Origin of the sequence: Streptomyces sp. IBSNAI002 (assembly GCF_052244475.1) — a bacterium.
GTDB lineage: Bacteria > Actinomycetota > Actinomycetes > Streptomycetales > Streptomycetaceae > Streptomyces.
Genome location: NZ_JBQPXG010000002.1, coordinates 4,129,540 through 4,154,221, shown reverse-complemented (window position 1 = coordinate 4,154,221; position 24,682 = coordinate 4,129,540). Strand labels below are relative to the sequence as shown.

The following is a 24,682-nucleotide window of genomic DNA, read 5'->3' as shown; positions in this document are numbered from 1 at the left end:
TCTCCGAGGATGGACACCAGTCGCCTGCTGCGTACCACCGGAACCGTGATGGCAGCCGCCGGGCTGCTGCTCGTCGGATGCTCCTCCGGAGGGTCGGCGGGCCCCCGGGCGGCCGCGTCCTCCGCCTCGGCGCAGCCGTCCCCCGATCCGGCGGCGCTGCGCCCGTACTACGAGCAGAAGCTGAGCTGGCGCGACTGCGGTGTTCCCGGGTTCCAGTGCGCCACCATGAAGGCCCCGCTGGACTACGCGAACGCCGGCTCCGGCCAGGACGTCGACATCGCGGTGGCCCGCCGCCAGGCGACCGGCCCGGGCAAGCGGCTCGGCTCCCTGGTGGTCAATCCGGGCGGCCCGGGCGGATCGGGCATCGGGTACCTCCAGGCGTACGCGGGCATCGGCTATCCCGCCGCCGTCCGCGGCCAGTACGACATGGTCTCCTTCGACCCGCGCGGGGTGGACCGCAGCAGCCCCGTCGAATGCCTGACCGGCCCGGCGATGGACAAGTACACACAGGTGGACCAGACCCCGGACGACGCGGCCGAGCAGGCACTGCTGGTGGCGGCCTTCAAGGAGTTCGCCGCCGGCTGCCAGGCGCACTCCCAGCGGGTCCTGCCGCACGTCTCCACGGTCGACGCGGCCCGCGACATGGACCTGCTGCGCGCGGTGCTGGGCGACGAGAAGCTCACGTACGTCGGCGCGTCGTACGGCACCCTCCTGGGGGCCACGTACGCGGACCTCTTCCCGGGCCGGGTCGGGCGGCTGGTGCTGGACGGGGCGATGGATCCGTCCCGCCCGGCGCTCGACCTGAACCGGGACCAGACGGCGGGCTTCGAGACGGCCTTCACCGCCTTCGCGAAGGACTGCGCCAAGCAGGACGGGTGCCCGCTCGGCACGGGCGCTCCGGATGCGGTGGCGGCCCGCCTGAACGAGTTCTTCCGCAAGCTCGACGCCCAGCCCGTACCCACGGGCGACGACGCCCGGCCGCTCGGCGAGGCCCTGGCGACCACGGGGGTGATCGCGGCCCTGTACGACGAGAGCGCCTGGCCGCAGCTGCGCGAGGCGCTCACCTCGGCGATGGACGGCGACGGGGCGGGCCTGCTGAGCCTGGCCGACAGCTACTACGAGCGCTCGCCGGACGGCACGTACGCCAACCTGATGTCCGCGAACGCCGCCGTCAACTGCCTGGACCAGCCCCCGGCCTTCACCGGCCCGGACGCGGTGCGATCCGCCCTGCCCTCCTTCGAGAAGGCCTCCCCGGTCTTCGGCAAGGGCCTGGCCTGGGCCTCGCTGAACTGCACGTACTGGCCGGTGAAGGCCGCGGGCACGGCGAAGCCCCTGGCCGCGAAGGGCGCCCCGCCGATCCTGGTCGTCGGCACCACCCGCGACCCGGCGACCCCGTACAAGTGGGCAGAGGCCCTGGCGGACCAGCTCGAGTCGGGCACCCTCCTCACGTACGACGGCGACGGCCACACGGCGTACGGCCGCGGCAGCGACTGCGTCGACACCGCGATCAACAGCTACCTGCTGGAGGGCAAGGTCCCGCAGAAGGGCAAGAAGTGCTGAGCCGAGGACGAGGCATTCACCCCGGTATGTGACCTACGTCCCACCCCTGCGAAACCTGGTTCGAGGCACCCGCCGACACCCTGTAGACTTGGCGCCGCTGCTGATGAGAGCACCTCTTCGAGGGAATACTTGTCAGACCAGCGGTGCCGCCTTAGCTCAGTTGGCCAGAGCAACGCACTCGTAATGCGTAGGTCTCGGGTTCGAATCCCGAAGGCGGCTCTGTAGAACCCCCAGGACTCACTCGCCGTGACCTGGGGGTTTTGCTTTTTTGCCGCGCAAGGGTTCCTCCGTGACGATGCCTGAGGAGCTGTTGCGTGAGCGGGTCGCCGGGCGGTCGGTGGGGCCTTACCTGAGTGCGGTGTGCTTCCTCGTCATATGGGACTGCCACGCCCAGCGGGCGAGCCCGCCGACGGTCAGGGAGACGATGATGGCGCCCCGGTCGATGACGTGGGGGAGGCCGGGAAGAAGGAGAAGAAGGCGAGGGGCATCGCGGCGCCCGTGAGGAGGGCGACGATCCCGGCACGGCGGCGTTTGGCGGCCCAGGCGGGGTCTTCGGGAGTGGGCTGGGCGGTCATGTGCGGCTCACATCGTGATGTTCCGGCACTGGCTGACCCGGCGCGTGCCGTTGATGTTGAGGTGCGCGCACGCCTTGCCGTAGCGGGGCAGTGTCTGGGGTGAGTTGTCGCGCATCGGGTGGATCTCGCACTCCGTGTGGGTCTTGCCGCGGGAGATGCGGTAGGTCTTGTTGTTGGTGTCCGCGTAGGTGAAGTCGATGCGCCAGTTGCAGAAGCCGGCGTTGAGTGCGCCGACGAAGCCGCAGTCCACGCCGGCGTGCGCCTCGGCGGGAGGTGAGACGGCCAGCGTGGCGGTCGTGGCGAGAGTGGCGATGATCCGGGCTGTGAAGAGCTTGCCCGTCGGTAACCGTCGCCCCGGTTACCGGCGTTGTGTGTGAGCGCTGCGTGGGCGGGCGGCACGCGGAGGTCGCTGTCGAGGTCCTTGTGGGGCGACGTGCCGGCGCAGGGACTGCGCCGGCTGCGGGAGAAGCGGTGGCTACGTGGGGAACTCGCCGCGCCAGGAGCGGTTCAGGAGCCGGCTCGGGAGGTACTCCGGGACCACGTCGATGGGGAATTCGCCGTCGTGGGCGAATGCCGGGGGAGTTCTCCAGGGGCTCGGTGCCCTCTATCGCGGTGGCCGTCATCCGCGCCGCGTAGTCCTCGTCGTCAAAAGCCTGCTGCGCCATGCCGGTCAACAGTGACGGTCATCCGGTGGCTACGTCGGGAATTCGGCGGCCCAGGTGCCCTCGACCAGGTGCTTCGGCAGGTACTCGGATTCGACTTCGAGGGGAAAGTCGGCGTCCTGGGCCAGGCAGGCCATTGCCAGGGGGGCCAGGGCCACCCATCCGTAGCAGGAGTCGGCACGCTCCTGGTCGGCGGTCCAGTACGCCTTGTGAGCGCGGAGTGCCTCTTCGAGCGAGCGGTTGAACTCGTCATGACTGCCGGTGGCCCGCCAGCGCAGAAGGTCCATCGGCGGCCATACGATCTGCGAGACATGGTCCGGTGCGACGAACGAGGTTGCGTCGGGGTCGGTGCCCCGAGCGGCTTCCACCAACCGTTCGGAGAAATCAGGTCGACCCAGCCAGAAGGACTTCAGTGTTTCGATCCACGCGTAGTTGAATTCGTCGTAGACCGCCCCCGATGCGCGCAGCGCCTCCGTCGGAACATTGCAAAGGTCCGTGATCCGCTGGGCATTGCGGCAGATGACCGCCAGGTAGAAGGACGTGGTCCAGTGACCGGCATCGACGAATGATTCGGGGCTGGTGAAGGCCGGCACCGTGCGGGTCTCGTGGTGGATGAGGCACTCCACGCCGGCTTCTGCCGTCGTGGCGGCGGCGAAGATGGCTGCCCCGCACTGCATGGCGACGACCCAGGACTCCCACGACTCCAGCCATGCGGCGGCGGGGTCTTGCACGCTGCGTTCGTAGGCCGTGACCAGAGCCGTTGACATGGCGCTCTCCAAGGCGAAGGGCGCCTTGTGGATCCGTTCGAGGAGCTGCGTCGTGTGCTCCGGCAGTGCGGGCTCCCGGTCGGGAAGGTCCTGCCGGGAGATGGTGTGGCGGGGAACGGTGGCCACTTAGCTCGCTTCCTTGAAGATCTTGAAGTACTGGAGTTCTCCACCAGCATAGGTGCCGGTATGGTGCTTCGCCTGAACCATGACGTATTGGACCTTTTCGTCCAGCAGGGCAATGCGGAGTTTGATCGCGAGCTCCCGGTCCCGGCCTCCGCGCGCGTACATCTCCGACGCGATGGTGTGGGCGTATTCGAGCGTTCCTTGCCTGACTTGCCTGTTGGCGTCGGCGCCGACGCCCTGGCGCCAGGCGAGCCGTCCGTCGGGCGCCTTGGCCTCGACTATCAAGTAATCGCCGTTCTTCAGCTTGTAGAGCTGATCGAAAGCACGAGAGCCGTTGGGGGTGCTGGGGAGATCGGCGATTTCCCTGGCCCCGGGGAAGACCTCGGGGATGACGTGCAGGCGCGCGGAACCCTCGCCCAGGGCTTCGCCTACCTTGGTATTGACCGGCACATCACCGAAGGCTTCCTTCGCCGCCTTCAGTGCGGCTGCGGTTTCCGTGGTCGGGTCGGCTTTGTGGGCCCGCTCCGCAACCCCGAGTTCCGTGTATTCCTTGTGTTTCGACGCAAGGGAATTGAGTTCGTTCGTGGCCGTGTCGGACAGGTTGTCAAGCGTGGGAGTTTCGGGCTTGAGGCGGAACTGTTCTCCCGGGCCGTAGGGGAGATTGCTGGTGGAAATGAGCTTCCCGCCCTCGACCTCCTTCAATATGGGCAGATACTGTCCGTCGACGATTTCGTTCGCGTGTCGACGATGGTTGGCCGCGTCGTAGTACCTGCTGCGCCAAGCGGGGTCCTCATTGGCCAACCGGACGTGTTCGTCCTGGACGACCTTGGCTTCCTCGGGCGTCCTGTCGACCAGTTGGTCCGGCTGATCCGCGTGACGGCCTCCGTCCGCCGCGTCGCCCGCGTGGCTGCCGCCCGTGCCCGACGCCCCCGGGGGCTGGTGGCCGCCCGCAGCCGGGCCGCCCGTGTGGGTGGCGGCGGTGCCCGGGCCGTCGGGGTGGGTGGCGGCGGTGCCCGGGGTGTCCGGGTGGGTGGCGGGTGTGGACGGGGTGTCCGGGCGGGGGGTGCCGCCCGGGTTGTTCAGGTCGTTGCGCGGCATGTTGTCCGGGGCGTGGCCGCCCGGGGTGTTGTCGACGCCGCGCGGGCCGAGTGCGCCGTCGTCCAGCGCGTGGACCGGGTCGGAGATGTTGCTGCCGAGGCGGATGCCGTCGTCGCCGCCGCGGCCGCCGACGCCGGCCAGTTCGCGCTCCGGGACCTTGGCGGTGGCCGGGGAGTCCACCTTCGGGGCGTCGGTCTTCGGCACGCCCGCGTCCGCATCCGGCTTGCCCGTCGGGGCGTCCTTCGCGTGCTGGGTGATCGCGCCGTCCGCGTCGTAGAGGTTGCCCTTGGGGTCCATGAACTGCGACGGGCCGTCCACCGGCAGCTTGACCGTGCCCGGGGGGAACGTCGTCGTGCCCTCGGGGAGTCTGATGGTGCCGTCCGGGAGCTTGGCCACGCCTTCGGGGACCGGGGCGCCGGAGGGGAGGTGGATCGCGCCGTCCGGCAGCATGACCGCGCCGTCGGGGAGGGCGATCGCGCCGTCCAGGTTGATGCTCGGGGCCTCGACCTTGCCCATGCCCTTGAGACCGGCCATCACGTCGCCGATCTTGGAGAAGCCCGCTCCGGCTCCCTTGAACATGTACGTCATCGGGTCGATCGCCCGGCCGGCCTTGCCCGCGAAGGACAGGGCCTTGGCGACCGCACCCGCCTTGCCCGCGCCCGAGACCGCGCCGCCCGCACCACCGGTGAAGACAGTGGTCAGGACGTTGAAGGTGACCGCGCCGGCGGCACGGGACGGGTTGGAGCCCCACTGGTCCCAGGCGAGGAGGGCCTTGCCGGTCTCCTTCATCGCGGTGCGCGAGTCGCGGAGCCAGGAGGGGAGTTTGTCGTCGGGGGCGGCGAGGAAGAGGGGGCCGGCGCCCGGTATCGACATGATGGCGAGGCCGGTGCCCAGTTTGGCAAGGCCGGTCCAGGACTGCTTGAACGTGTCCCAGCCCTGGAGCCCGACCAGGCCGCCGAGGCCCTTGAGGGTGCCCCAGACGCCGTCGACGACGATGCCCTTGCCGAACTCCCACGCGTGTTCCCACACCTGCCAGGCGGGGATGGACTCCTCGACCGCGTCGCCCCAGGGCAGGGACTTGGACTGCTTCATCGCCTCGGCGTCGTAGCCGTACATGTCCTTGGCGTTGGAGCCGTCGTTGACCTTCAGCGGCTTGCCCCCGACCAGCGCGACGATCTTCGCGTAGGCGGCTCGTTCCACTTCCTGGAACTGGGCCCAGACCTCGGCGATCTCGTTGCGGCGATCGAGGTTCTCGTCGATCAGATCGCCGTCCTCACGCCACTTCTCGTCCTTGTCCGTCTTCTCGCGGAACGTTTCCGCTTCCCGCTTCAGACTCTCCAGCTTCTTGATGACCGGCTCGGCGTCGCGGGAGTACGTGCCCAGGGCGCCGGCGATCGTGCACATGTCGGAGCTCAGCTTCAGCCCGAGGTCGGAGACGGGCTTGGTCGTCGCGAACAGCTGATCGGCCTCGGGCGCCTGGTAGAAGGCCTGGATCCCACCGAAGCTCGTATGCACATCCGAGGTCTTCGTCGCGACCGCCGCACCACCCGACGAGATCGCCTTGACCTTCTCCTCGAGCGTCGCCAGATTTCCCGTGAAGACCGGCACCTCAGCCGGATCGACCGGCGCGTCCCCACTCACTTGCCGCCCCCCGGCTTCTCACGCAGCACATCGAGATTGACGGCCCTGGCCGCGTCCTGGGCGGCCTTGGCCTGCTCCAGATCGCCTTCCAGGTACTCGTTCGTCGCCTTCACCGCACCGAGGATGCACGCCTCGATCCGCTCCGCCATCGACGTGAACTCCGGCTTGCGGGCCGTCAGGTACTCACCCAGGGCGGCCGCCACCGGACCCATCGCCTTCTGGCTCAGATGCGGCTGCCCCACCGGCACCGGACCCGCCAGCTTCGTCTCCGCCTGCGAACCCGGCACCGCCGTCCCCGCCGCCTGAGCCGCCTCCGACATCGCCGTCAACAGCGCGTTCAGCGCCTTCTCCAGCTCGCCGGCATGCGTACCGACCGTCCTCAACTGGCCCTGCACACCCTGCGGCTTGATGTCCCACGCCGTCACCAACGAACCCCCGTACCACCCCACCGACCGACCTGCCCACCCGCCTGCTCAGCCGATGTCGTCGACCGCGGCCTTCGCCCGCTGGAGCGTCTGCCGCGCCGTCACGTCGTTCTTCTCCAACGTCGTGTTCAACAGCCGGATGATGTTCTTGACCTCCTGCGACGCGTTCTTCCACCGCAGCTCCTTGGCGTGGTAGTCATCCGCCACACCATCCGCCGCGAAGTCCGTCATCGCCGCCGACACCTGCGCCTCACGCGCCGCGATCACCTGCTCCAACTGCCCGATCACGGCCTTGATACCGCCCTGCACCTCCGTCGAGGCACCCACGTCATACGCACGACGATCCGTCCCACCAGCCACCACAACCACACTCCCCGCGAGAACAACAACCATCAGAACAAGCCGCACCAACAGGACCAACACGACCACCAGGACCCGCAGGACCCGCAGGCAGACCTAACGGCCCCGGAAACGCGCCCCGTCGAAGTTCGCCGCACCCTGCTGCTGACGCGCGTTCTCACCCTGCTCCGCGTCACCCGACCCGAACGCCTGCTCCATCCCCGACTGACCACCCACGATCGCCGCCAGCGAAGCGTTCAGCTCCTTCGCGATGTCATCGGCACGCAGCTTGAACGAATCGAACGCCACCTTGCCCTGACCCTGGAACTTGCCCTCCAACGGCTGCGCCGCAGCCACCAGCTGCTTGATCAGCGAACCCAGATCCGTATTCGAGCCACGCGACCCCGACATCAGATTCGTCAGAACCTGCGTCCCCATGTCGAACTTCATCCCACACCCCCGTACATCCGAACGATCGTAAGCATGTCCAGTTCTATCAAGTCACGTCGCTCCTGCAACCAGCAATGAGCCTGTTGTGACCCACCCATGACAAACCCCGCCAGAGGTCTTCACGAGCCCTTCAGATGGCCCATCAGCCGCTCGAAGTCAGCCCACCCCGCCAGGTCCGACGGGTCCCCCGGCAGCGGGTAGTAGTAGGCGGGACGGGACTTGGGGCCCAACCGCACGGGCTGCGCGGCCAGCGGGGTGCGCCGGGCCCGGTCGTCCGGCATCGCCCGGACCTCCTCCGAGCCCAGGACGAAGGCCAGCGGCACGCCCGGTCCCTCGAAGCGCGGCGGCACCAGCAGATCGCGGCGCGCTTTGCGGAGCTGTACGAGCATCGACTGGAGGTGGTGGCGGGTGGCGAGGGCCTCCGCGGTGCGGGGCAGGGCGTCCAGCGGGGGTTCCTCGCCGGCCCCGTAGCCGAGCGCCAGCGTCACGGTCTCCTCGACGCCCGCCTTCGTACGGCTGATCCGCACGGTGGCGAGACCGGGCCGCTCGGGGCTGCCGACGACCACGAACCAGGTCGGCTCGGGGGCCCGGGCGAAGGCCGCGTCGGTGAGCCGGCCCGGAGACCAGGGCAGGTTGGCCGGTTCGGCCGTGCCCCAGCCCGCCGGGGGCTCGCCGGTCAGCTCGCGCCACACCGTCTCCAGGGAGCCGCCGAGGACGAGGCGGTCGTCCGCGGGGTGGATGGTGCGGTAGGTGATGGCCAGCTGCCGCTCGGGCGTCTGCGCGACCTCCTTGTACGAGCCGGCGACGGGCGTCCGCGGGTCCTCCTCGGTGGCGTCCTCGGCCACCACGGTGGCGAACATGCCCTCCTGCCAGCGCAGCACGGCGCCCGAGAGCCCGTCGTAGTAGCCCTCCCGCTCGTCCTGGACCACCCACCGCGAGGGCCAGTCCGGCATGTTGGCCAGCATCGCCGGGGACAGCAGGGTGCCGGGCGGAGTGACGATCTGGAGGCCCCGCTCGGCGGCCGCGGCGGCCCGGAAGGCGTCGGAGAGCCAGGCCGTCATGGCGACGACCGGACGGTCCATGATGACCACGGCGACGTGGGGGGTCAGCACGTCGACGGCGGGCTGCGCCGCGGCGGGCGTGGGCGCGACGCTGACCCCGTCGCTCCGCACCACGCCCGTCGAGCGCGCCGCCTCCGGCGGCCAGGCCGTCCCCCCCGAGAGGACGGAGAGGCGGGCCGCGAAGGTCCCCGCGAGGCGCTCGGCGTCGGGGACACCGGTGGTGGCGCGGGCCTCCGTCCACCAGTACGGAACGCGCGGCGGGGTGGCCCCGAGCAGCCGCTCGGCCTCCCCCTCCACCTGAACCAGCAGCGGCGCCTCGACCGACACCAGCGGCCGCCCCTGCTCGTCGCAGAGCTGTACGACCGCCCCCTCGCCCGTCGTGTCCACCAGCTTGTCGGGGCCTCCGGAGAGGAGTCCGGCGACCACCGCCCACGGATCGGGCATCTTCGGGGTGAGGGCTATGACGTCCTTGGTCATGGGGTCGTACGGTCCTTCGCAGTCCGGTTTCAGGCAGGGGGCGGGCAGGGGGGCGGGCAGGCAGGGGCGGGACGGGCACTACCCGGGCGTGTACACGGTCTGGATCAGGCGGTTGGGCTGGCCCCTGCGGATGAGCACACCGCGGCCGGCGGGCTGCTGGGAGGCGTACGCCCCCGGGAACAGCTGGCCCTCGCTCCGGTCGCCCGCCATGACGACCGCCGAGGCCCCCGATTCGCGCAGGCCCTGCACCAGCGGTTCGTACATGCCGCGCGAGGCGCCCGCGACGCGGCGCGTCAGGACGAAGTGCAGGCCGATGTCGACCGCCGAGGGGATGTACGGGACGAACGGGGCGAGCGGCGACTGCCCCGCGGTGGTGAGCACGTCGTAGTCGTCGACGAGGACCACGATCCGCGGTCCGCCGCCCCAGCTGCCCGGCTCCAGGTCCTCCAGCGGGGCGCTGTCGTCGGGCATCCGCCGTTCCAGCTCGGTGGCGATGCCCGCGGCCAGCCCGGCGCACATCTTGGCGTTGTAGGCGTAGCCGCCGTTGAACTCCTCCGGGACGGCGCCGCGCAGGCTGCGCCGCGGGTCCATGACGGCGAAGACCAGCTCGTCCTCGCCGTAGCGCTCGATGAGCCCGCCGGCGACCGTCTTCAGCAGGTTCGTCTTGCCGCATTCGCTGTCGCCCATGACCAGCAGGTGCTGGTCGTGCCGGAACAGGTCCAGCAGTACGGGCGCCAGCGCGCTCTGGTCGAGGCCGATCGGCACTCGCTGCGGCTCGGCGACCGGGCCGGGCAGCAGGTGCGGCTCCAGCAGGTGCGGCAGCACCCGCACCGGCTGGGCGGCCTCGCCGGTCCAGGTGGCGCGGATCGTACGGGCGGTGCGCTCCAGCACCGCGCCCAGCTCGCTCGTCTCGCGCAGGCCGTCCGTACGGGGCAGCGCCACCTGGGCGAAGAGCTTGCCGTCGGTGAGGACGCGGCCGGGTTCGTCGGGCGAGAGGGTTTCGGCGAGCTTGCGCTCGATGCTGGACTCGCCGGGGTCGTTGAGGCGCAGCTCCACGCGGGTGCCGAAGTTCGACTGGGTGGCGATGCGCACGTCGTTCCAGCGGAGCATGCCCGCGACGACGTGGATGCCGTAGCCGCCGCCGCGCTTGAGGATGTCGACGACGGCGTCGTCGAGCTCTTCGAAGTCGTCGCGCAGTGCGCCGAAGCCGTCGATGACCAGGACGATCTCGGCGGAGGCCAGCTGGGGCAGCCGGCCGGCCGCGTGCAGGGTGCGCAGTTGCTCCACGGAGTCGATGTGGTGCTCGCGGAACACGTCCTCGCGCAGGGCGAGCATCGTGCGCACCTCTTCGACGGTCCGGGCCGCGCGCTCGCGGTCGGCGCGCCCCGCGATCCCGCCGACGTGCGGCAGGCCCGACAGGGCCTGGAGGCCGCCGCCGACCAGGTCGAGGCCGTAGACGCCGACCTCCTGCGGGGTGTGGGTCAGCGCGAGCGAGAGGACGAGGGTGCGCAGCAGGGTGGTCTTGCCGGACTGCGGGCCGCCGATGACGGCGGCGTGGCCGCCCGCGACGGTCAGGTCGAGGAACCACTCGCCCTGCCACTGCTTCGTCGGATCGTCGAGCAGGCCGAGCGGGACCGACAGCCGTCCGCGGCGCTTGGCGAGCTGCATGCCGCGCGCGCCCACGTCGAGGGGGCCGGCGACCGTGTCCAGGGAGATCGCCCCGGGCAGTGGGGGCAGCCAGATGCGGCGGACGGGTGCGGCGGCGCCCCGCAGCTGGTCGACGATGACGCCCATCTCGGTGGGCCCGGTCTCGCGGCGCCGGGCGGAGGGCTCCTGGCCGCCGCTGCTCTCCGGCTTGGACAGGGTGTTGAAGGCCTCGTACTCCAGGGCGAGGGGGCCGGTGTCCTCGTCTTCGGTGCGCTGTACGGGGCCCCGGTAGGCGCCGGAGACGTAGCTCGCCTTGAACCGCTCGTAGTGGCTGGTGTCGACCTTGAGGTAGCCGAAGCCGGGCAGCGGAGGCAGGTGGAAGGCGTCCGTGGTGTCCAGGACCGTACGGGACTCGTCGGCGGAGAAGGTGCGCAGGCCCAGCCGGTAGGAGAGGTACGTGTCCAGGCCCTTGAGCTTGCCGCCCTCGATGCGCTGGCTGGACAGCAGCAGGTGCACGCCGATGGAGCGCCCGATGCGGCCGATGGACAGGAACAGGTCGATGAAGTCGGGTTTGGCGGTGAGGAGTTCGCCGAACTCGTCGATGACGACGAACAGGTGCGGCAGCGGGTCCAGGTCGGGCCGGCGGTCGGCGCGCAGCGCGGCGTAGTCACCGATGTCGGCGACGTTGCCGGCGTCCTTGAGGACCTGCTGGCGGCGTTTGACCTCGCCTGCGAGGGAGGCGTGGACGCGTTCGACGAGACCGGCCTGGTTCTCGAGGTTGGTGATGACTCCCGCGACGTGCGGCAGGTCCGCGAACGGCGCGAAGGTGGCGCCGCCCTTGTAGTCGACGAGGACCAGGGCGAGGTCCTCCGGCGGGTGGGTGGCCACCAGGGCGAGGACGAGGGTGCGCAGCAGTTCGGACTTTCCGGAACCGGTGGCGCCGACGCACAGGCCGTGCGGGCCCATGCCCAGTTCGGAGGACTCCTTCAGGTCGAGCAGTACCGGCTCGCGGGAGTCGCTGATGCCGATGGGCACGCGCAGGAAGGCGCGTTCGCCGCGCGGGGCCCACAGCTCCGGCAGGTCGAGGCGGGCCACGTCGTCGATGCCGAGCAGGTCGGCGAAGTCGACCGGACCGGAGAGCGGGGCGTCGATGAGGGATTCGGCGGACAGGCGCAGCGGGGCGAGCATCCGGGCGAGGCCCTCGGCGAAGGGGATGCCGACCTCGTCGACGGTGCCGTGGGCGCTGATGGGCTCGTCCTGGCGGAGGTCCTCGATGAGGATCGTGTCGCCTTCGACGGTGATCCGTACGCCGACGTGTCCGGGCTCCTGGACCCGCTGTTCGAGCAGGTGGAGGACGGTGACGCCCATCTCGCGCAGGCCGACCGCGTCGTCGGGGCGGGGCAGTTCGACGGCGTCGTCACCGTGTCCGTCGGTCACGACGAGCAGCCGGGAGGTCATGGTCAGGGCGTCCTTGCCGGACAGTCCGCGGCGCACCTCGGCGGCGTAGGAGGCGCGGCGGCGCAGCTCGGGGCCGACCTGCCGGGCGAGCTGGGCCGGGGAGGGGGCGATGCGGCGGGCGGCGACGGGGCCGTCGAGCTGCTCGGTGTCCAGGAGGTGCGGCATCCACTTGGCCCACTCCCAGTCGTCCCGCCGGTCGCCGGGGACGGCGAGCGCGATCGCCACGTCGTCGGGGGCGTGCAGGGCGGCCGTCTGGACCAGCAGGGCGCGGGCGACGCGCAGGCAGTCCTCGCGGGGGCCGATGACGCTGATGTTGCCGACGCGGTCGAGGGGGACGGTGAGGGGGAGTTCGGTGCCGTTGCGGAAGCGGGCCGTCAGCGCCGAGGCCTCGTTGAGCATGAACTGGTCGGGCGGGGTGAGGACGGTGGATCCCTGCTGGCCGATCTGCAGGTCGCGCACGGGCATCTCGCCGGTGCCGACGCGCACGCGCAGGAAGTCGCCGTCGACGCGGCGGCGCTCCCACAGCCGGGCCGGGTCGCGGACGATGTCGTACAGGGCGTACGGCGGCGGGTTGAGCACGTCGGCGTGCTCGCCGCGTTCGCGCTCCTCGCCGGCGAGTTCCTCGCGCAGGTCCTCCAGGTAGGCGAGGTAGGCCTCGCGCTGGGTGCGGCGGGTGCGCTGGGCCTTGCCGCGCTGCGAGAAGACGAGCGTGAGGGAGCCGATGATGGTGACGACGAGGATCAGTGCGCCGAGCGCGGCGAACTGGCTGTTGCGCACGACCGTCATCATCACGACGGACGACATGACCCCGGCCACGGGCAGCAGCGACATCGCGATGTTGCCCGCCTTCCCCTCGGGGAGGTTGGGCGGGGCCTCGATGGTGCGTGCGGCGGGGGCGGCCGGCGGCCGGATGGTCCGCGCCGGGCGGTGGATCAGTCGGGTACTCATCGTCAGTGGCGCTTCTGGGAGAGCTGGAAGACGTCCGCGGCGAGCCGGGCGGCGGTCTGCCTGGTCGAGTGGGCGAGCAGTTCGGTACGGATCCGGCCGCCGTCGGCGAGGTGGCGGTCGTACGGCAGGACGTGGACGCTCGGTCCGGCGGCCTGGAGGGTGCGGGCCGCCTCGGCGAGGTCGACGCCGGAGTGCGGCGCCTGCTCGGTGAGCACGGCGACCGTGCTCGCCATGACGTGCGGGGGCAGGCCCTGCATCCACTGGAGGACCGCGTACGTGCTGGTGACGCCGTCCAGGGTGGCGGGGGCCGCCAGGACGCGGGCCTGGGAGGCGGAGAGCGCGACGCGGGCCACCTCGGCGGGCAGCGTCTCGCAGTCGACGACGGTCACGCCGAAGTAGCGGCGCAGCGCGACCATGGCCCGCTCGTAGGCGCGGGTGTCGAGCATCGCGCCGATCTGGCCCTGGCTGCCGGGCAGCAGCCAGGCGTTGTCGCGGAGCTGTACGAGGTAGCCGGTGACGTCGAGCAGCGACATCTGGGGTTCGACGATGTCCGCGACGTCGCCGGTGGTCCAGCGCAGGGTGTCGGCGCCGAGGCGGATCGGCAGCGAGCCCAGGGCGGGGTCGGCCTCGACGAAGAGGACGGGGTCCTGCCGGTAGTGCGCGTACGTGGTGCCGAGCAGTGCGGCGACCGTGGACTTGCCGGCGCCGCCGCGGATCGAGGTGACGGCGATCTGCCGGCCGGTGGTCACGGGCTGCTGGAGCAGCTCGGCGGCGCGGGTGGCCTCGGCGACTTCGCGGGCGGCGGAGGAGGAAACGGTTCTGCGTACGGCGCGCAGGGCGCGGGCCGAGAACGGCTCACCGCGCCTGGGCTTGCGCCCCGCACCGGCGAGGTTCCGGTCCACGGCGGGCCGCGACTCGGGGGCGGGGGCTCCCTGCCGGTGTCCCGCGGAGGTGTACGCGGGCTGCGGACCGGCCTGCGGATGGGCCTGCGGACGGGCCTGCGGCGCCGGGTAGCCCTGGGGTGCGCCGGAGGGCTGGGCCGCCGGTGCTCCGGCCGGGCCCTGCGGCGGGTAGCCGTAGGCGGGGTCCGGGGCGCCCGGGGCGGGGGCCTGCTGGGCGGGTCCGGGCGCCGGATACTGCGGGCCGCCGGGGCCCGGCGCGGGGTGCTGCGGGCTGCCCTGGCCCTGCGCGTCGGGCTGCGCTCCGCCCCTGAGGTCGCGCAGGACGTCGCCCTGCCAGTTGTCTCCGTGTCGCATGTCTGCGCCTGCCCTCTTCCTCAGAACTTGTTGAGCAGCTGCCCGTACACGCCGAACACCCCGACGGCGAGCGGGAAGAGCCCCACCATGCCCACCGATTCGACGAGGTCGGCCGTGCGCCGCAGCCGGACCTGCACGTGCTCGGGCGGCTGCACCGCGAGGACGAGCAGGGGCAGCAGTCCCGCCAGACCCAGGACGGCGAGCGGTCCGGCGCCGGCCCCGTGCTCGGTCCACAGCATCACGAGGCGTACGACGAGCAGCGCCGCGGCGGCGATCAGCGCCACGACCTCGGCGACCAGCGGGAAGGCCCGCGCCCTCGACAGGAGCACCACGGCGACGAGCGCGGGCAGTGCCACCGTCCACACGGACGGCTGGTCGGCCAGCGTCAGCAGCCAGCCGGCGGCCGCCGCCGAGATCGCGGTGGCGATCGTCGCGAGCGCCAGCCCGCGGTGCGTGGCGGCGAGCGCGTTGCCCACCTCGTGGCGGCTCACGGAGGCCCCGCCCGAGCGGCGGTCGTCGAGCGCGGTGAGGCCCGAGGCCATCAGGGCGAGCCGCGGCAGCAGGCCGAGCAGCACCACGGAGACGAGGGCCATGACCGCGCCGAGCCGGGCCGGGTCGCTCTGGAGGGCGGCGACGGCCTCCCACAGGGCGGTGATCACCGCGGTGGCGACGGCGCCGAAGAGCCCGCCGCGGCCGAGCGGCGAGAAGTAGCCGAGCAGCAGCAGGGTCAGGACGAGCGCGCCCGCGACGGCGGCGAGCCGTGCGCCGCCCGACCAGTGGTAGGCGTCCGCGGCGGTCCACGCGGTGAGCAGGCCCAGCCCGCCGGAGGCGAGCAGGAGGGCCGTGGCCAGGCCGCGGTTGCCCTGCCCGATCCGGGAGACGAGGGCGCCGGCCGCCATCAGGACGAGCGTGACGGCGGTCAGTGCGCCGGCCAGCGATTCGAGTCCGAACTCGCGGCGGGCGAGCAGTGCGGCGGTCATGGTGAAGGCGACGGTCGCCACGCCCGCGCTGCCCCGCCGGGCGGCGGGACGCCAGCGCCAGGCCTGCAGGTCGAGGTCGTCGGAGACCAGGTCGGTGACGTCGTGGACCACGGGGGCGGGCGGCGCGGAGTGGCTCCTGACGAGCCGCAGGACGGCGCCGTCGGCTATCCCGGCCGACGCGAGCGTGCTCTCGTGCGGCAGCGCGGAGCCGTCCGACGTGATCAGCTGACGGGTCAGCGGGCGGGTGGCGGCCCGGTCGTCGAGCAGCTGCAGTATGTCCGGCAGCAGCTGCCCGATCGGAGTGTCGGAGGGCAGGACCACATCGGCCCGGCGCCGCTCGCCGACCAGGGTCACCCGGCTCAGTTGCGCCCGGGAAGTCGTTGCTGTGCTCACCACTTACGGGAACCTATCATCGCGGGATTGCGACCTTTCGGGCCATTGGGGACAAGGCGCTGCTGCCGGACTGTGAACTCTCCCGGATCCGCACGAGCCTCTGCTTCTTCCTCTGCGACTCCGGCTGCGCCGGCTCCTACGACGGCGTCGGCTTGGCGGACTTGGCCGGGGCCGCGGGCGTGGGCTGCGCCGTCTGCGGCGGTTTCGACGGCTTCGCCGACTTCGACGGGGACGCCGACGTGCCCGCCGGTCCGGACGGCTGCGCGGCCGGCGGCTGCATCCGGCCCTGCTGTTGCTGTTGCTGCTTCTGCTGCTCGGCCTTCTGCTTGGCGAGCGTGTGCTGGACGAAGGACCAGCCGACGCAGCCCGCGCACAGGACGGCCGCGATGGCGATCCCCGCGAAGAGCTTCCCGAGCCGCTCGTCCGCGGTGCGCCGTGCACGCTGCGCGCCGAACAGCAGGGCGTCCCTCATCCTGCGGCGGCGTACCGCCACCGATTCCAGAAGCTGGCTGTCGTAGTCCCGTGCCATCCGTCGTCCGTTGCCTCAGTCTCGGCTCGTCGAGCGCCGGCCACCGCTCCGGGGCGCGGCCGCTGCGCGTGCGCCATACGAAGTCCCCCGTGTTTTGCCCCTGCAACATAGAGCATGCGTCCGAATCCGGCACATCCGGACCGGGGCGGTCAGGGGGCGAGGGGCTCCGGCTCCTTGGGATCGCCGGCGAGGCGGACGGTGCTCATGATGCGCATGATCAGGTCGTCGCGGACGGCGCCGGGCACGCCCGTGCGGCCGTGGAAGTCCCATGCGACGAAGCCGCCCTTGGAGTTCTTGAAGCCGAAGACCACCGCCTGGCCGTCGCCTGCGCAGCGGTTGGGCTGCGTGGCGCCCGCGGAGCGGGCCTTGACGTAGGTGCCCTTGACCCCGGCCTTCGTGCGGTACTCCACCGGCTTGTCCCAGGTCACGAGGGATTTGTCGGGCTGGGTGTGGGCGGCGTAGACCCAGGTCGGCGCGCTCTTCTCGGCGACGTCCGCTGTGTCCTTGGCCCCTTCGGCACCCTTGGTCCCGGAGGAGGCGAGCTTCACGTCGTCGATCCGGCCGTCGCCGGTCGCGTCGATGCTGCACCACTTGGACTTGTAGAAGGCGGGCGCCGTGTGCCCGATGAGGACCTTGTCCGGGTCCTTGCGGTCGGTGTAGCCGCTGAAGACGCTGGGCTCGGCGACCTCCCAGTCCGGCGGGACGTCGAAGGCGGTGCCGTGCTGGGGGTTGACCACCGTCTTCCAGCCCGCGATGAGCGGCTTCGTCGGATCGGCCGGGGCGGCCTCGCGCCCGCCCCCGCCGTCGCCGTTCCGGACGTACACGACGGCGGTGACGGCTGCGGCGACCGCCGCCACGGTCAGCACGCAGATGCCGACGAGGGTCCGCTGCCGTGCCCGCCCCGGCTGCTGTGGCTGTGGCTGTGGCTGTGGCTGCTGCGGCGGCGGCCATTCCGGCGGGCCGAAGCCGTCCTGCTGGTACGGGTTCTGCACGTGTCCCCCTGTTTTCCTGAGCTCGCCTGCTCGCCTGCTCGCCTGCTCGCCTGCCCGTTCGCCTACTTGCCGAAGGAAAGGATCGCGCGGCTCGCGACCTTGGGCTCCGGGCCGACCACCCTGCCGTTGAGCAGGAACAGCCGTCCCCCCGCCCAGGCGATGCGGACCCCGTGGTCGTAGAAGACGCCCTCGGCCCCCGCGGCCACCGCCGGGCTCTGCAGGAGCGGCTGGGCCGAGCCGTCGGCCGGGGAGAGGGAGACGACGGAACCGGACGCCCCGCTGCCGGGCGCGACGTAGACGACGACCCGGCCGTCCTCCACGGCGAGCGGCCACATGGTGCGGCCCTTCGGCTGCTCGGCCGTGCTCCACTTCTCCTTGCCGGTGTTCAGGTCGACGGCGACGACCTTGAGGGTGTCCTCGATGCCGAGCTCCTTGCCGGGCTTGCCGGCGCCGACGTAGAGCGTGTCGGCGTCGGCCGCGGCGGCGTAGCACTCCTGGTAACCGGTCGAGTTGCCCCAGCCGTTGCAGCGGCCGCTGACCCCGAAGGCGGCGTCGCTCTGCGAACGGACCTTGCCGTCGGCCGTGAACGCCGTGATGTTCCAGGTCTTCTTTTCCTTGTGGTAGGCCGCGACCACCAGCGGGTCCACGGACAGCACCCGGCCGACGGTCCAGCCCTTGTCGTACGTGTGGCTCCACTTGGAGCCGCCGGTGGCCGGATCCAGCTCCTCGACCATCGACTGCGCGGCCGAGGTCGGCTCCTTCGGGGGGAAGCAGTAGCGGAGGCTGATCAGTCGGGAGCCCCCGGCGAACGCGTGGGGGGAGCAGCCGTTCGTGTTCGACGTACCGAAGAGCTTCCTGCCGTCGGTGACCGAGAAGCCGCTCATGACCGCTGACCTGGCGACGGCCACGGTGTCACCGGTGATGGCCAGCTCCAGTTGCAGCGCCGTGTCGTAGCGGTTCTCCTGCGGCACCGGAACCTTCCAGCCCGCCGTCCCCGTGGTGAGGTCGATCTGCTGGAGCTGGTTGCACTGCGCCGTCGTCGAGTCGGTCTCCTTCACGCCCACGACGAGCTTGCCGGTGGCGGCGGGGGCGCGCGGGACCCCGCACAGCGGGGTCTGGAGGGGCAGCTTCCACTTCTCCTGGCCGTCGGCCACCGCGTAGCCGGTGACCTCCTTGTTCATCGCCTTGACCACGACGTCGCCCACCCGCCACGGGCCGAACTGCGAGGCCCCCGACTCGGCGAGCTCGGTCTCGTTGTCCCGCAGCCACACCCGGGACTCGCCGGGCTGGATGCCGGCATTGGGGTCGTAGGTGTCGGGGCCGACACCGGGGCCCTTGCCGTCGCCCTGGTCGACGGAGGGAGAACCGGTCGGCGCGGCCGGATCCGCGGCGGCCTCGGGGTCCTTGCCCCGGTCGCCGCCGAACGTGACGTACGCCCCGCCGCCGATGACGAGCAGGACGCAGGCCAGCGCCGTCAGGATGACCGCCGTCCGGCCCCGGAACGCGCCGCGCGGCCCGGCGGGCCCGGCGGGCCCGGCGGGCCCGGCCGGAGCGGAAGGACCGGCACCGGTGCCGCCGGGCCGCGGCTCGAACGGTTCGGGTGGCGGCCCGAAGCCGGCCGGTGTCTGGTTCATGACACGAGTGTGGCCGGTACGGAGGCCTTTCTAGAATAGATTTTTAGACTACTTCGGCCGGTTCAGGCCATGCCGCCCCGGTCGCCCGGGAGGGGGCGCCGGGCTACTTTGGGAAGGGTGGGGGGGCTTCGCTTCGCGTGGCGGGAGGCCGGCCATGGTGACACGGTGGCGCAGTGCGGCGGTGGGAGCGGCCGCGGTGGGGCTCGCGCTGGCACCCCTGGGGGCGGGAACCGGATACGCGGGGGACACAGCGGCGCCTTCCCCGGCAACGGTGGCGTCGGCGCCCGCCGTCGAGGACTTCCCCGCGCTGACCTCGGCGGTGGCCGCTCGGCTGGACGCGGCCGTCAAGAAGGTCATGGCCGACGCGAAGGTGCCCGGGGTGATGGTGGCCCTCTCGGCGCCGGGCAAGGGCGAGTACGTACGGTCCTTCGGCATCGCGGACAAGGCGACGGACGCGCGGATGGCCAGCGACCTGTACATGCGGATCGGCAGCGTGACCAAGACGTTCACCGTGACCGCCGTGCTCCAGCTGGTCGATCAGGGCAGGGCGGCGCTCGACGACCCCATCGGCAAGTACGTCGAAGGGGTCCCGAACGGCGACCGGATCACCCTGCGCGAGCTGGCCGGCATGCGGAGCGGGCTGTTCAACTACTCCGCGGACGAGGACTTCTACAAGGCCCTGACCAGCGACCCCCAGCGCGTGTTCACCCCGCAGGAACTGCTCGAGTACGCGTTCAGTCACCCCGTGCTCTTCGAGCCGGGCGCGGACTTCCTCTACTGCAACACCAACCTGATCCTGCTCGGGCTGGTCGTGGAGAAGGTGACCGGGCAGAAGCTCGAGGACTACGTCAACCGCGAGGTCGTCGTGGCGGCCGGGCTGAAGCACACGCTGTTCCCGACCGGCGCGGAGTTCCCGAGTCCGCACGCCCACGGCTACACGGACCAGACGGCCTCCGGCACGACCGAGGACGCCACGAACTGGAACCCCTCCTGGGGCTGGGCGGCCGGTGCGATGATCTCCGACCTCCCCGACATGCGGAGCTGGGCGAAGACCCTCGCCACCGGGACCCTGCTGACCCCCGCCACCCAGGCCGAGCGGGTGAAGGTGGACCCGGCGCTCCCCGGCGCGGGTTACGGCCTGGGCATCTTCAACGTCGAAGGCTGGATCGGGCACAACGGCTCCCTGCCCGGCTACCAGGCGCTGGTGGTGTACCTGCCGCAGGCGCGGGCCACGCTGGTGGTGCTGCTCAACACGGACATCTCCTCCGAGGGCTCGGAGCCCAGCACGCTGTTCGGCAAGGCGATCACGAACGTCGTCACCCCCGGGCACGTGTTCTCGCTGCCCGCCCAGTCCGTGACCGGCCACTGACGCCGCGTGCTCCTCGGCCCGCCTCCTCGGCCCGCCTCCTCGGCCCGCCCCTCCGCGCTGCCTCCGCGCCGCGTCCTGCCCGCACAATGGTCCCGGCGCGCGGCAGTCGGATCCGAGGAGACACGCATGACACGTACGAACGCGAACGGCCGGGCGGCACAGTCGGGCGTCGCGGTGCGCACCGCGGGCGAGGGGGACCTGGAGGTGGCGGCGGAACTGTTCCGCGGCTACCTGGAGTTCTACGAGGTCGACGTGAAGGATGCGGAGCGGCCGCGCGCCTTCCTGGCGGAGCGCCTCGCGAAGGACGAGTCGACCGTCCTGCTCGCCGACGTCCCCGGCGCCGGGACGGTGGGGTTCGCCCAGGTCTACCGGACCTTCTCGTCGCTCTCCATGCGGCCCGTCTGGATCCTGGGCGACCTGTACGTCGCACCCTCCGGCCGCCGCACCGGCGCGGGCCGTGCCCTGCTGCGCGAGGTGCTGAGCCGGGCGCGTGCGGCCGGGGTGGCCGGGGTGCAGCTGGAGACGGCGTACGACAACACGGTCGCGCAGGGGCTGTACGAGGCGGAGGGCTTCGTCCGCGAGGGCTTCCACGTCTACTTCCACGAACTGGGCTGAAACATTTCCGCACCCCCGTCGCGTCATGGGGGTGAGACGGGCGGGAGGGGGAGTGGATGCGGCAGGGTCGCAGGGACGGGTTCCGGGAGTTCGCGGCAGGACGGTCCGGTCATCTGTACCGGTCGGCCTGTCTGCTGACGAGCGGGGACACCCACCTCGCGGAGGACCTGGTGCAGGAGACCCTGGGGCGGATGTACCTGCTCTGGGGGCGGATCTCGCGCATCGACAATCCGTCGGCGTACGCGCAGACGGTGCTGGTGCGGGCCTTCCTGACGCACCAGCGGCGCCGGTCGGCAGGTGAGCGTCCGGTCGGGGAGTTCCCCGAACCGGGCACGGCGGGGGCGGTCGGCGGCGCCGATCCCGCGCTGCGGCTGACGCTGCTGGAGGCGCTGGGTCGGCTGGCGCCGAAGGACCGGGCGGTGCTGGTGCTGCGGTACTGGGAGGACCGCAGCGTCGAGGAGACCGCCGACGCGATGAACGCCAGCTCGGCGGCGGTCCGTACCCGGACCACGCGGGCGCTCGCCCGGCTGCGCGAACAACTGGGCGGCAACCTCACCGAGTTCGCCGAGCTCTGAGCGTGCCGGTCCGTCTCGTGGACCCACCCCATCGTTCAAAACCGGAAGGTCTGGTTCCCTATGTCCCTCGAAGATGAACTCGGCGAAGCCCTCCGGCGTGCGGGGAACGGCTTCACGGCCGACCGGGACGCCCTCGTGGAGGCCGGTGAGCGGCGCGGCCGGCGCCTGGTGGCGCGCCGCCGGGCCGCCGTGACCGGCGGCTCGGTGCTGGCCCTGGCCGTGATCGGGGCGGCCGGCGCCTACACCGGCGGCCTGTTGGACGGTTCCCGGAGCGGCGGCGCCCGCCCGGTGCTCATCGCCGCGCCGCCACCGCCGACGGGCGGCGGGTCCGGCGCGGACGCCGCGCCGGTGCTGCCCGGGGGCGGTACCGGCGCGGTCTCCGGCGAGCAGCTGCTGGCCGTGTTCAGGGAACTGCTGCCCGGGGGGACGCTGACCGGCACCACGACGCGCGGCACCGAGGAACCGCCGTACGTGTCCGGGGTGTACGACGACGGCAAGGGCAAGGCGGTCATCGGCCTGGCCCTCTCCCGGGTGGACCCGCACGGGAGCAACGCCCTCGAGCTGACCCGGTGCGGGGACAAGAACGTCCAGGAGTACGACGACTGCACGGTCGAGCAGCTCGCCGACGGGTCCAGACTGCTGCTCCACCAGGGCTACGAGTACCAGGACCGGCGGGAGGCCACGAAGCTCTGGCGGGCCGTGCTCGTCACCCCGCGGGGCTTCCTGGTCGAGGCGTCCGAGTGGAACGCACCGGCCGAGAAGGGCATGCCGGTCAGCCGGCCCAACCCGCCGCTGACCACCTCGCAGTTGAAGGCCCTGGTCACGTCGGACCGGTGGCACCCGGCGCTGAACGACCTGCCGGCGGCCGAGCGGGAGCTGCCGCCCGGGCCGAACGCCGGTGCCGGTGCGGACCCCGGCGCCGACGCCGCGATCCCGCTGCGGGAACGGCGGGTCGAGGCGGCACTGAAGAGCCTGCTGACCCCCTACGGCATCGCGATCCTCTCCCAGGGCGGCCAGGAGGGCCAGGGCTACGCCGTGCTCGACGACGGCCAGGGCAAGTCCCTGGTGCGGCTCAACGTCCAGTGGACCGACAACACGGGCGTCTTCACCGTCCTGTTCTCGGGCGCCGGGGTCACCACGCTGCCCGACGGCACCCGGGTGAGGATCACGCAGGGCGCTGCCGAGGAGGGCAGGGGAGTGGTCGAGTGGTCGGTGGACACCCTGCGCGAGGACGGGCTGCGCGTGCAGGTCACCGGTTACAACACCGCCAACCAGTCAGGCTCGGCCACCCGGCGGACGCCCGTGCTGAGCCTGGACCAGCTCAAGGAGATCGCGCTCGCACCGGGGTGGATCCGGCCCGGCGACTAGGACGTCGCTGCCGGCCCTGCCGTCTCCCGGCGGTGCCTACTTCGCGTCGGCGTAGCACTCCACGACCGCCGTGGTGAAGGGGAACCGGACCGGGGTGTCGCCGAACGCGATCCGGCCGGCCCGGTCACCGGCGGCGCGGATCGCCTCGGAGACGGCCGCCGCCTCCTCGGCCGGGCAGTGCACGATCACCTCGTCGTGCTGGAAGAACACCAGCTCGGCCCGCATCCCGGCCAGGGTCTGCCGCAGGGCCGCGAGCAGCAGCAGGGCCCAGTCGGCGGCGCTGCCCTGCACCACGAAGTTGCGGGTGAACCGGCCGCGGGCCCGGGTGTTGGTCGAGGCGTAGCTCGGGGTCCAGGAGTCCTCCCGGTCCTGGGGGATCCCGGCCTCCCCCTCCTCGGGGACCTCGGCCGGCGGCGGGCAGGTGCGGCCGAGCCAGGTCCGTACGAGCCGGCCCTCCTCCCCGGCCCTGGCCGCGTCGTCCACGTACGCCACGGCCTGCGGGAAACGGCGGCGCAGGGCGGCCAGGTTCTTGAGGCCGTCCCCGGAGGTCTGCCCGTAGACGGCGCCCAGCACGGCGATCTTGGCCTTGTCGCGGTCGCCGGAGAAGCCCTGGCGGGAGACGGCGGTGTAGAGGTCCTCGGGCCGGCCGGCCACCTCCATGAAGGCGGGGTCGCGGGAGATCGCCGCGAGCACCCGGGGCTCCATCTGGTCGGCGTCGGCCACCACCAGCCGCCAGCCCGGGTCGGCGACGACGGCCCGGCGGATCACCTTGGGGATCTGCAGGGCCCCGCCGCCGTTGGTCACCCAGCGGCCGGTGAGGGTGCCGCCCGGGATGAACTCCGGGCGGAAACGGCCGTCGCGCACCCAGTCCGCGAGCCAGCTCCAGCCGTGGGCGGTGTAGATCCGGTACAGCTTCTTGTACTCGAGGAGCGGTTCGACGGCGGGATGGTCCAGCTCCTGGATCGCCCAGCGGCGGGTGGACGTGAGCCTGATCCCGGCCTCGGCGAAGGCCTTGACGACGTCGGCGGGCAGGTCGGGGCGCACGCGCCGGCCGAAGGCGGCGGAGACCGTGTCGGCCAGCTCGGCGAGGCGGCGCGGCTCCCCGCCGCCCGCGTACCGCTCGCCGAGCAGTTCGGTCAGCAGGGCGCGGTGGACGTCGGCCCGCCAGGGCAGGCCCGCGCGGTTCATCTCGGCGGCGACGAGGAAGGCCGCGGACTCGGCGGCGGTGAGCAGCCGCATGCGGTCGGGGTGGGCGGTGGCTTCGAGCCGTTTCACCTGGTCGGCGTGGACGGCGAGCAGGGCGTCGAGGGTGACGGGGGTGGCCGGCCGCGGGTCGAAGAGGGAGTCCTGGGCGGCGGGGTCGGCGGCGCGCTGCGGCGGGTCGGGCGGTACGGGGGCGTTGCTGAGGCGGGCCCAGGCGGCGGCCGCCGAGCGGGGCTCGCCGAAGCGGCCCTCGTGGCCGAGGAGCAGCAGCTCGGCGTCCTCGACGTCGTGGCACCGTTCGACGCGGGCGCCGGCGGCGAGCAGGCGGGGGTACACGGCCGCGGTGGACCGCCACACCCAGCGGGTGGCGGGGGGCGCGGCCCGGACGGCCTCCGCCGGGTCGCGCACGGTGATCCGGGGGCCGGCGGCCGGGAGCACGGGCGCGGCGTGCCATCGCCCGTCGGCGTCCTCGGCCAGGGCCCAGCGGCCGGCGTTCTCGCTCACGAGTGCGAGTGTCCCACCGGGGTCTGACAGCCC

General features: G+C 72.1%; 19 protein-coding genes, 1 tRNA gene and 1 pseudogene. 6 read left to right on the top strand and 15 right to left on the bottom strand.

Annotation, left to right across the window (positions count from 1 at the left end; translation table 11 throughout):
• Window positions 1–9: 9 nt before the first annotated feature.
• Window positions 10–1,560: an alpha/beta hydrolase gene (locus ACTVZO_RS20010; RefSeq protein ID WP_443299694.1), complete on the top strand. Its 1,551-nt coding sequence runs from the start codon at window positions 10–12 to the stop codon at window positions 1,558–1,560.
• Between the two features lie 145 nt (window positions 1,561–1,705).
• A tRNA-Thr gene (locus ACTVZO_RS20005) sits at window positions 1,706–1,779 on the top strand.
• 194 nt (window positions 1,780–1,973) lie between these two features.
• Here ACTVZO_RS20005 and ACTVZO_RS20000 read toward each other — a convergent pair.
• From ACTVZO_RS20000 to ACTVZO_RS19935, 14 genes and pseudogenes are all read right to left on the bottom strand, one after another.
• Window positions 1,974–2,135: a hypothetical protein gene (locus tag ACTVZO_RS20000; protein WP_443299693.1), complete on the bottom strand. Its 162-nt coding sequence runs from the start codon at window positions 2,133–2,135 to the stop codon at window positions 1,974–1,976.
• Between the two features lie 7 nt (window positions 2,136–2,142).
• Complete coding sequence (locus ACTVZO_RS19995) at window positions 2,143–2,385, bottom strand: hypothetical protein (protein WP_443299692.1); 243 nt, start codon at window positions 2,383–2,385, stop codon at window positions 2,143–2,145.
• Window positions 2,386–2,829: 444 nt separating this feature from the next.
• Window positions 2,830–3,690 (bottom strand): immunity 49 family protein, encoded by an 861-nt coding sequence (locus tag ACTVZO_RS19990; protein ID WP_443299691.1) that lies wholly within the window; start codon window positions 3,688–3,690, stop codon window positions 2,830–2,832.
• The gene (locus ACTVZO_RS19985; RefSeq protein ID WP_443299690.1) at window positions 3,691–6,426 is read right to left on the bottom strand and encodes a hypothetical protein; all 2,736 of its coding nucleotides are present in this window, start codon (window positions 6,424–6,426) and stop codon (window positions 3,691–3,693) included.
• Entirely contained in the window at window positions 6,423–6,851 is a 429-nt protein-coding gene (locus ACTVZO_RS19980) for a DUF6507 family protein (RefSeq protein ID WP_443299689.1), read from the bottom strand. The genes ACTVZO_RS19985 and ACTVZO_RS19980 overlap by 4 nt, the downstream gene beginning before the upstream one ends.
• A 48-nt stretch (window positions 6,852–6,899) precedes the next feature.
• Entirely contained in the window at window positions 6,900–7,211 is a 312-nt protein-coding gene (locus ACTVZO_RS19975; RefSeq protein ID WP_443303227.1) for a pore-forming ESAT-6 family protein, read from the bottom strand.
• Between the two features lie 96 nt (window positions 7,212–7,307).
• Entirely contained in the window at window positions 7,308–7,640 is a 333-nt protein-coding gene (locus ACTVZO_RS19970; RefSeq protein WP_443299688.1) for a hypothetical protein, read from the bottom strand.
• A 119-nt stretch (window positions 7,641–7,759) separates the two neighbouring features.
• Entirely contained in the window at window positions 7,760–9,178 is a 1,419-nt protein-coding gene (locus ACTVZO_RS19965) for a DUF6177 family protein (RefSeq protein ID WP_443299687.1), read from the bottom strand.
• A gap of 78 nt (window positions 9,179–9,256) precedes the next feature.
• On the bottom strand, window positions 9,257–13,231 hold the full coding sequence (gene eccCa, locus ACTVZO_RS19960; RefSeq protein ID WP_443299686.1) for a type VII secretion protein EccCa: 3,975 nt from the start codon (window positions 13,229–13,231) through the stop codon (window positions 9,257–9,259).
• Between the two features lie 2 nt (window positions 13,232–13,233).
• Window positions 13,234–14,487: a MinD/ParA family protein gene (locus ACTVZO_RS19955; protein ID WP_443299685.1), complete on the bottom strand. Its 1,254-nt coding sequence runs from the start codon at window positions 14,485–14,487 to the stop codon at window positions 13,234–13,236.
• Window positions 14,488–14,507: 20 nt separating this feature from the next.
• Window positions 14,508–15,863 (bottom strand): type VII secretion integral membrane protein EccD, encoded by a 1,356-nt coding sequence (gene eccD, locus ACTVZO_RS19950; RefSeq protein WP_443299684.1) that lies wholly within the window; start codon window positions 15,861–15,863, stop codon window positions 14,508–14,510.
• Window positions 15,864–16,107: 244 nt separating this feature from the next.
• Window positions 16,108–16,389 (bottom strand): annotated as a pseudogene (locus tag ACTVZO_RS19945) (hypothetical protein); the annotation flags it as partial.
• Between the two features lie 149 nt (window positions 16,390–16,538).
• Entirely contained in the window at window positions 16,539–17,381 is an 843-nt protein-coding gene (locus tag ACTVZO_RS19940; protein WP_443299683.1) for a hypothetical protein, read from the bottom strand.
• Between the two features lie 62 nt (window positions 17,382–17,443).
• Complete coding sequence (locus ACTVZO_RS19935; protein WP_443299682.1) at window positions 17,444–19,015, bottom strand: outer membrane protein assembly factor BamB family protein; 1,572 nt, start codon at window positions 19,013–19,015, stop codon at window positions 17,444–17,446.
• 154 nt (window positions 19,016–19,169) lie between these two features.
• Between ACTVZO_RS19935 and ACTVZO_RS19930 the strand changes: the two genes are divergently transcribed.
• From ACTVZO_RS19930 to ACTVZO_RS19915, 4 genes are all read left to right on the top strand, one after another.
• Complete coding sequence (locus ACTVZO_RS19930; protein ID WP_443299681.1) at window positions 19,170–20,384, top strand: serine hydrolase domain-containing protein; 1,215 nt, start codon at window positions 19,170–19,172, stop codon at window positions 20,382–20,384.
• A 126-nt stretch (window positions 20,385–20,510) separates the two neighbouring features.
• On the top strand, window positions 20,511–20,999 hold the full coding sequence (locus ACTVZO_RS19925) for a GNAT family N-acetyltransferase (protein ID WP_443299680.1): 489 nt from the start codon (window positions 20,511–20,513) through the stop codon (window positions 20,997–20,999).
• Between the two features lie 56 nt (window positions 21,000–21,055).
• Window positions 21,056–21,574: a SigE family RNA polymerase sigma factor gene (locus ACTVZO_RS19920; RefSeq protein WP_443299679.1), complete on the top strand. Its 519-nt coding sequence runs from the start codon at window positions 21,056–21,058 to the stop codon at window positions 21,572–21,574.
• 60 nt (window positions 21,575–21,634) lie between these two features.
• On the top strand, window positions 21,635–22,942 hold the full coding sequence (locus ACTVZO_RS19915; protein ID WP_443299678.1) for a hypothetical protein: 1,308 nt from the start codon (window positions 21,635–21,637) through the stop codon (window positions 22,940–22,942).
• Between the two features lie 36 nt (window positions 22,943–22,978).
• Here the strand turns inward: ACTVZO_RS19915 and ACTVZO_RS19910 are convergent, their stop codons facing one another.
• Window positions 22,979–24,649 (bottom strand): bifunctional 3'-5' exonuclease/DNA polymerase, encoded by a 1,671-nt coding sequence (locus ACTVZO_RS19910; protein ID WP_443299677.1) that lies wholly within the window; start codon window positions 24,647–24,649, stop codon window positions 22,979–22,981.
• Window positions 24,650–24,682 lie beyond the last annotated feature (33 nt).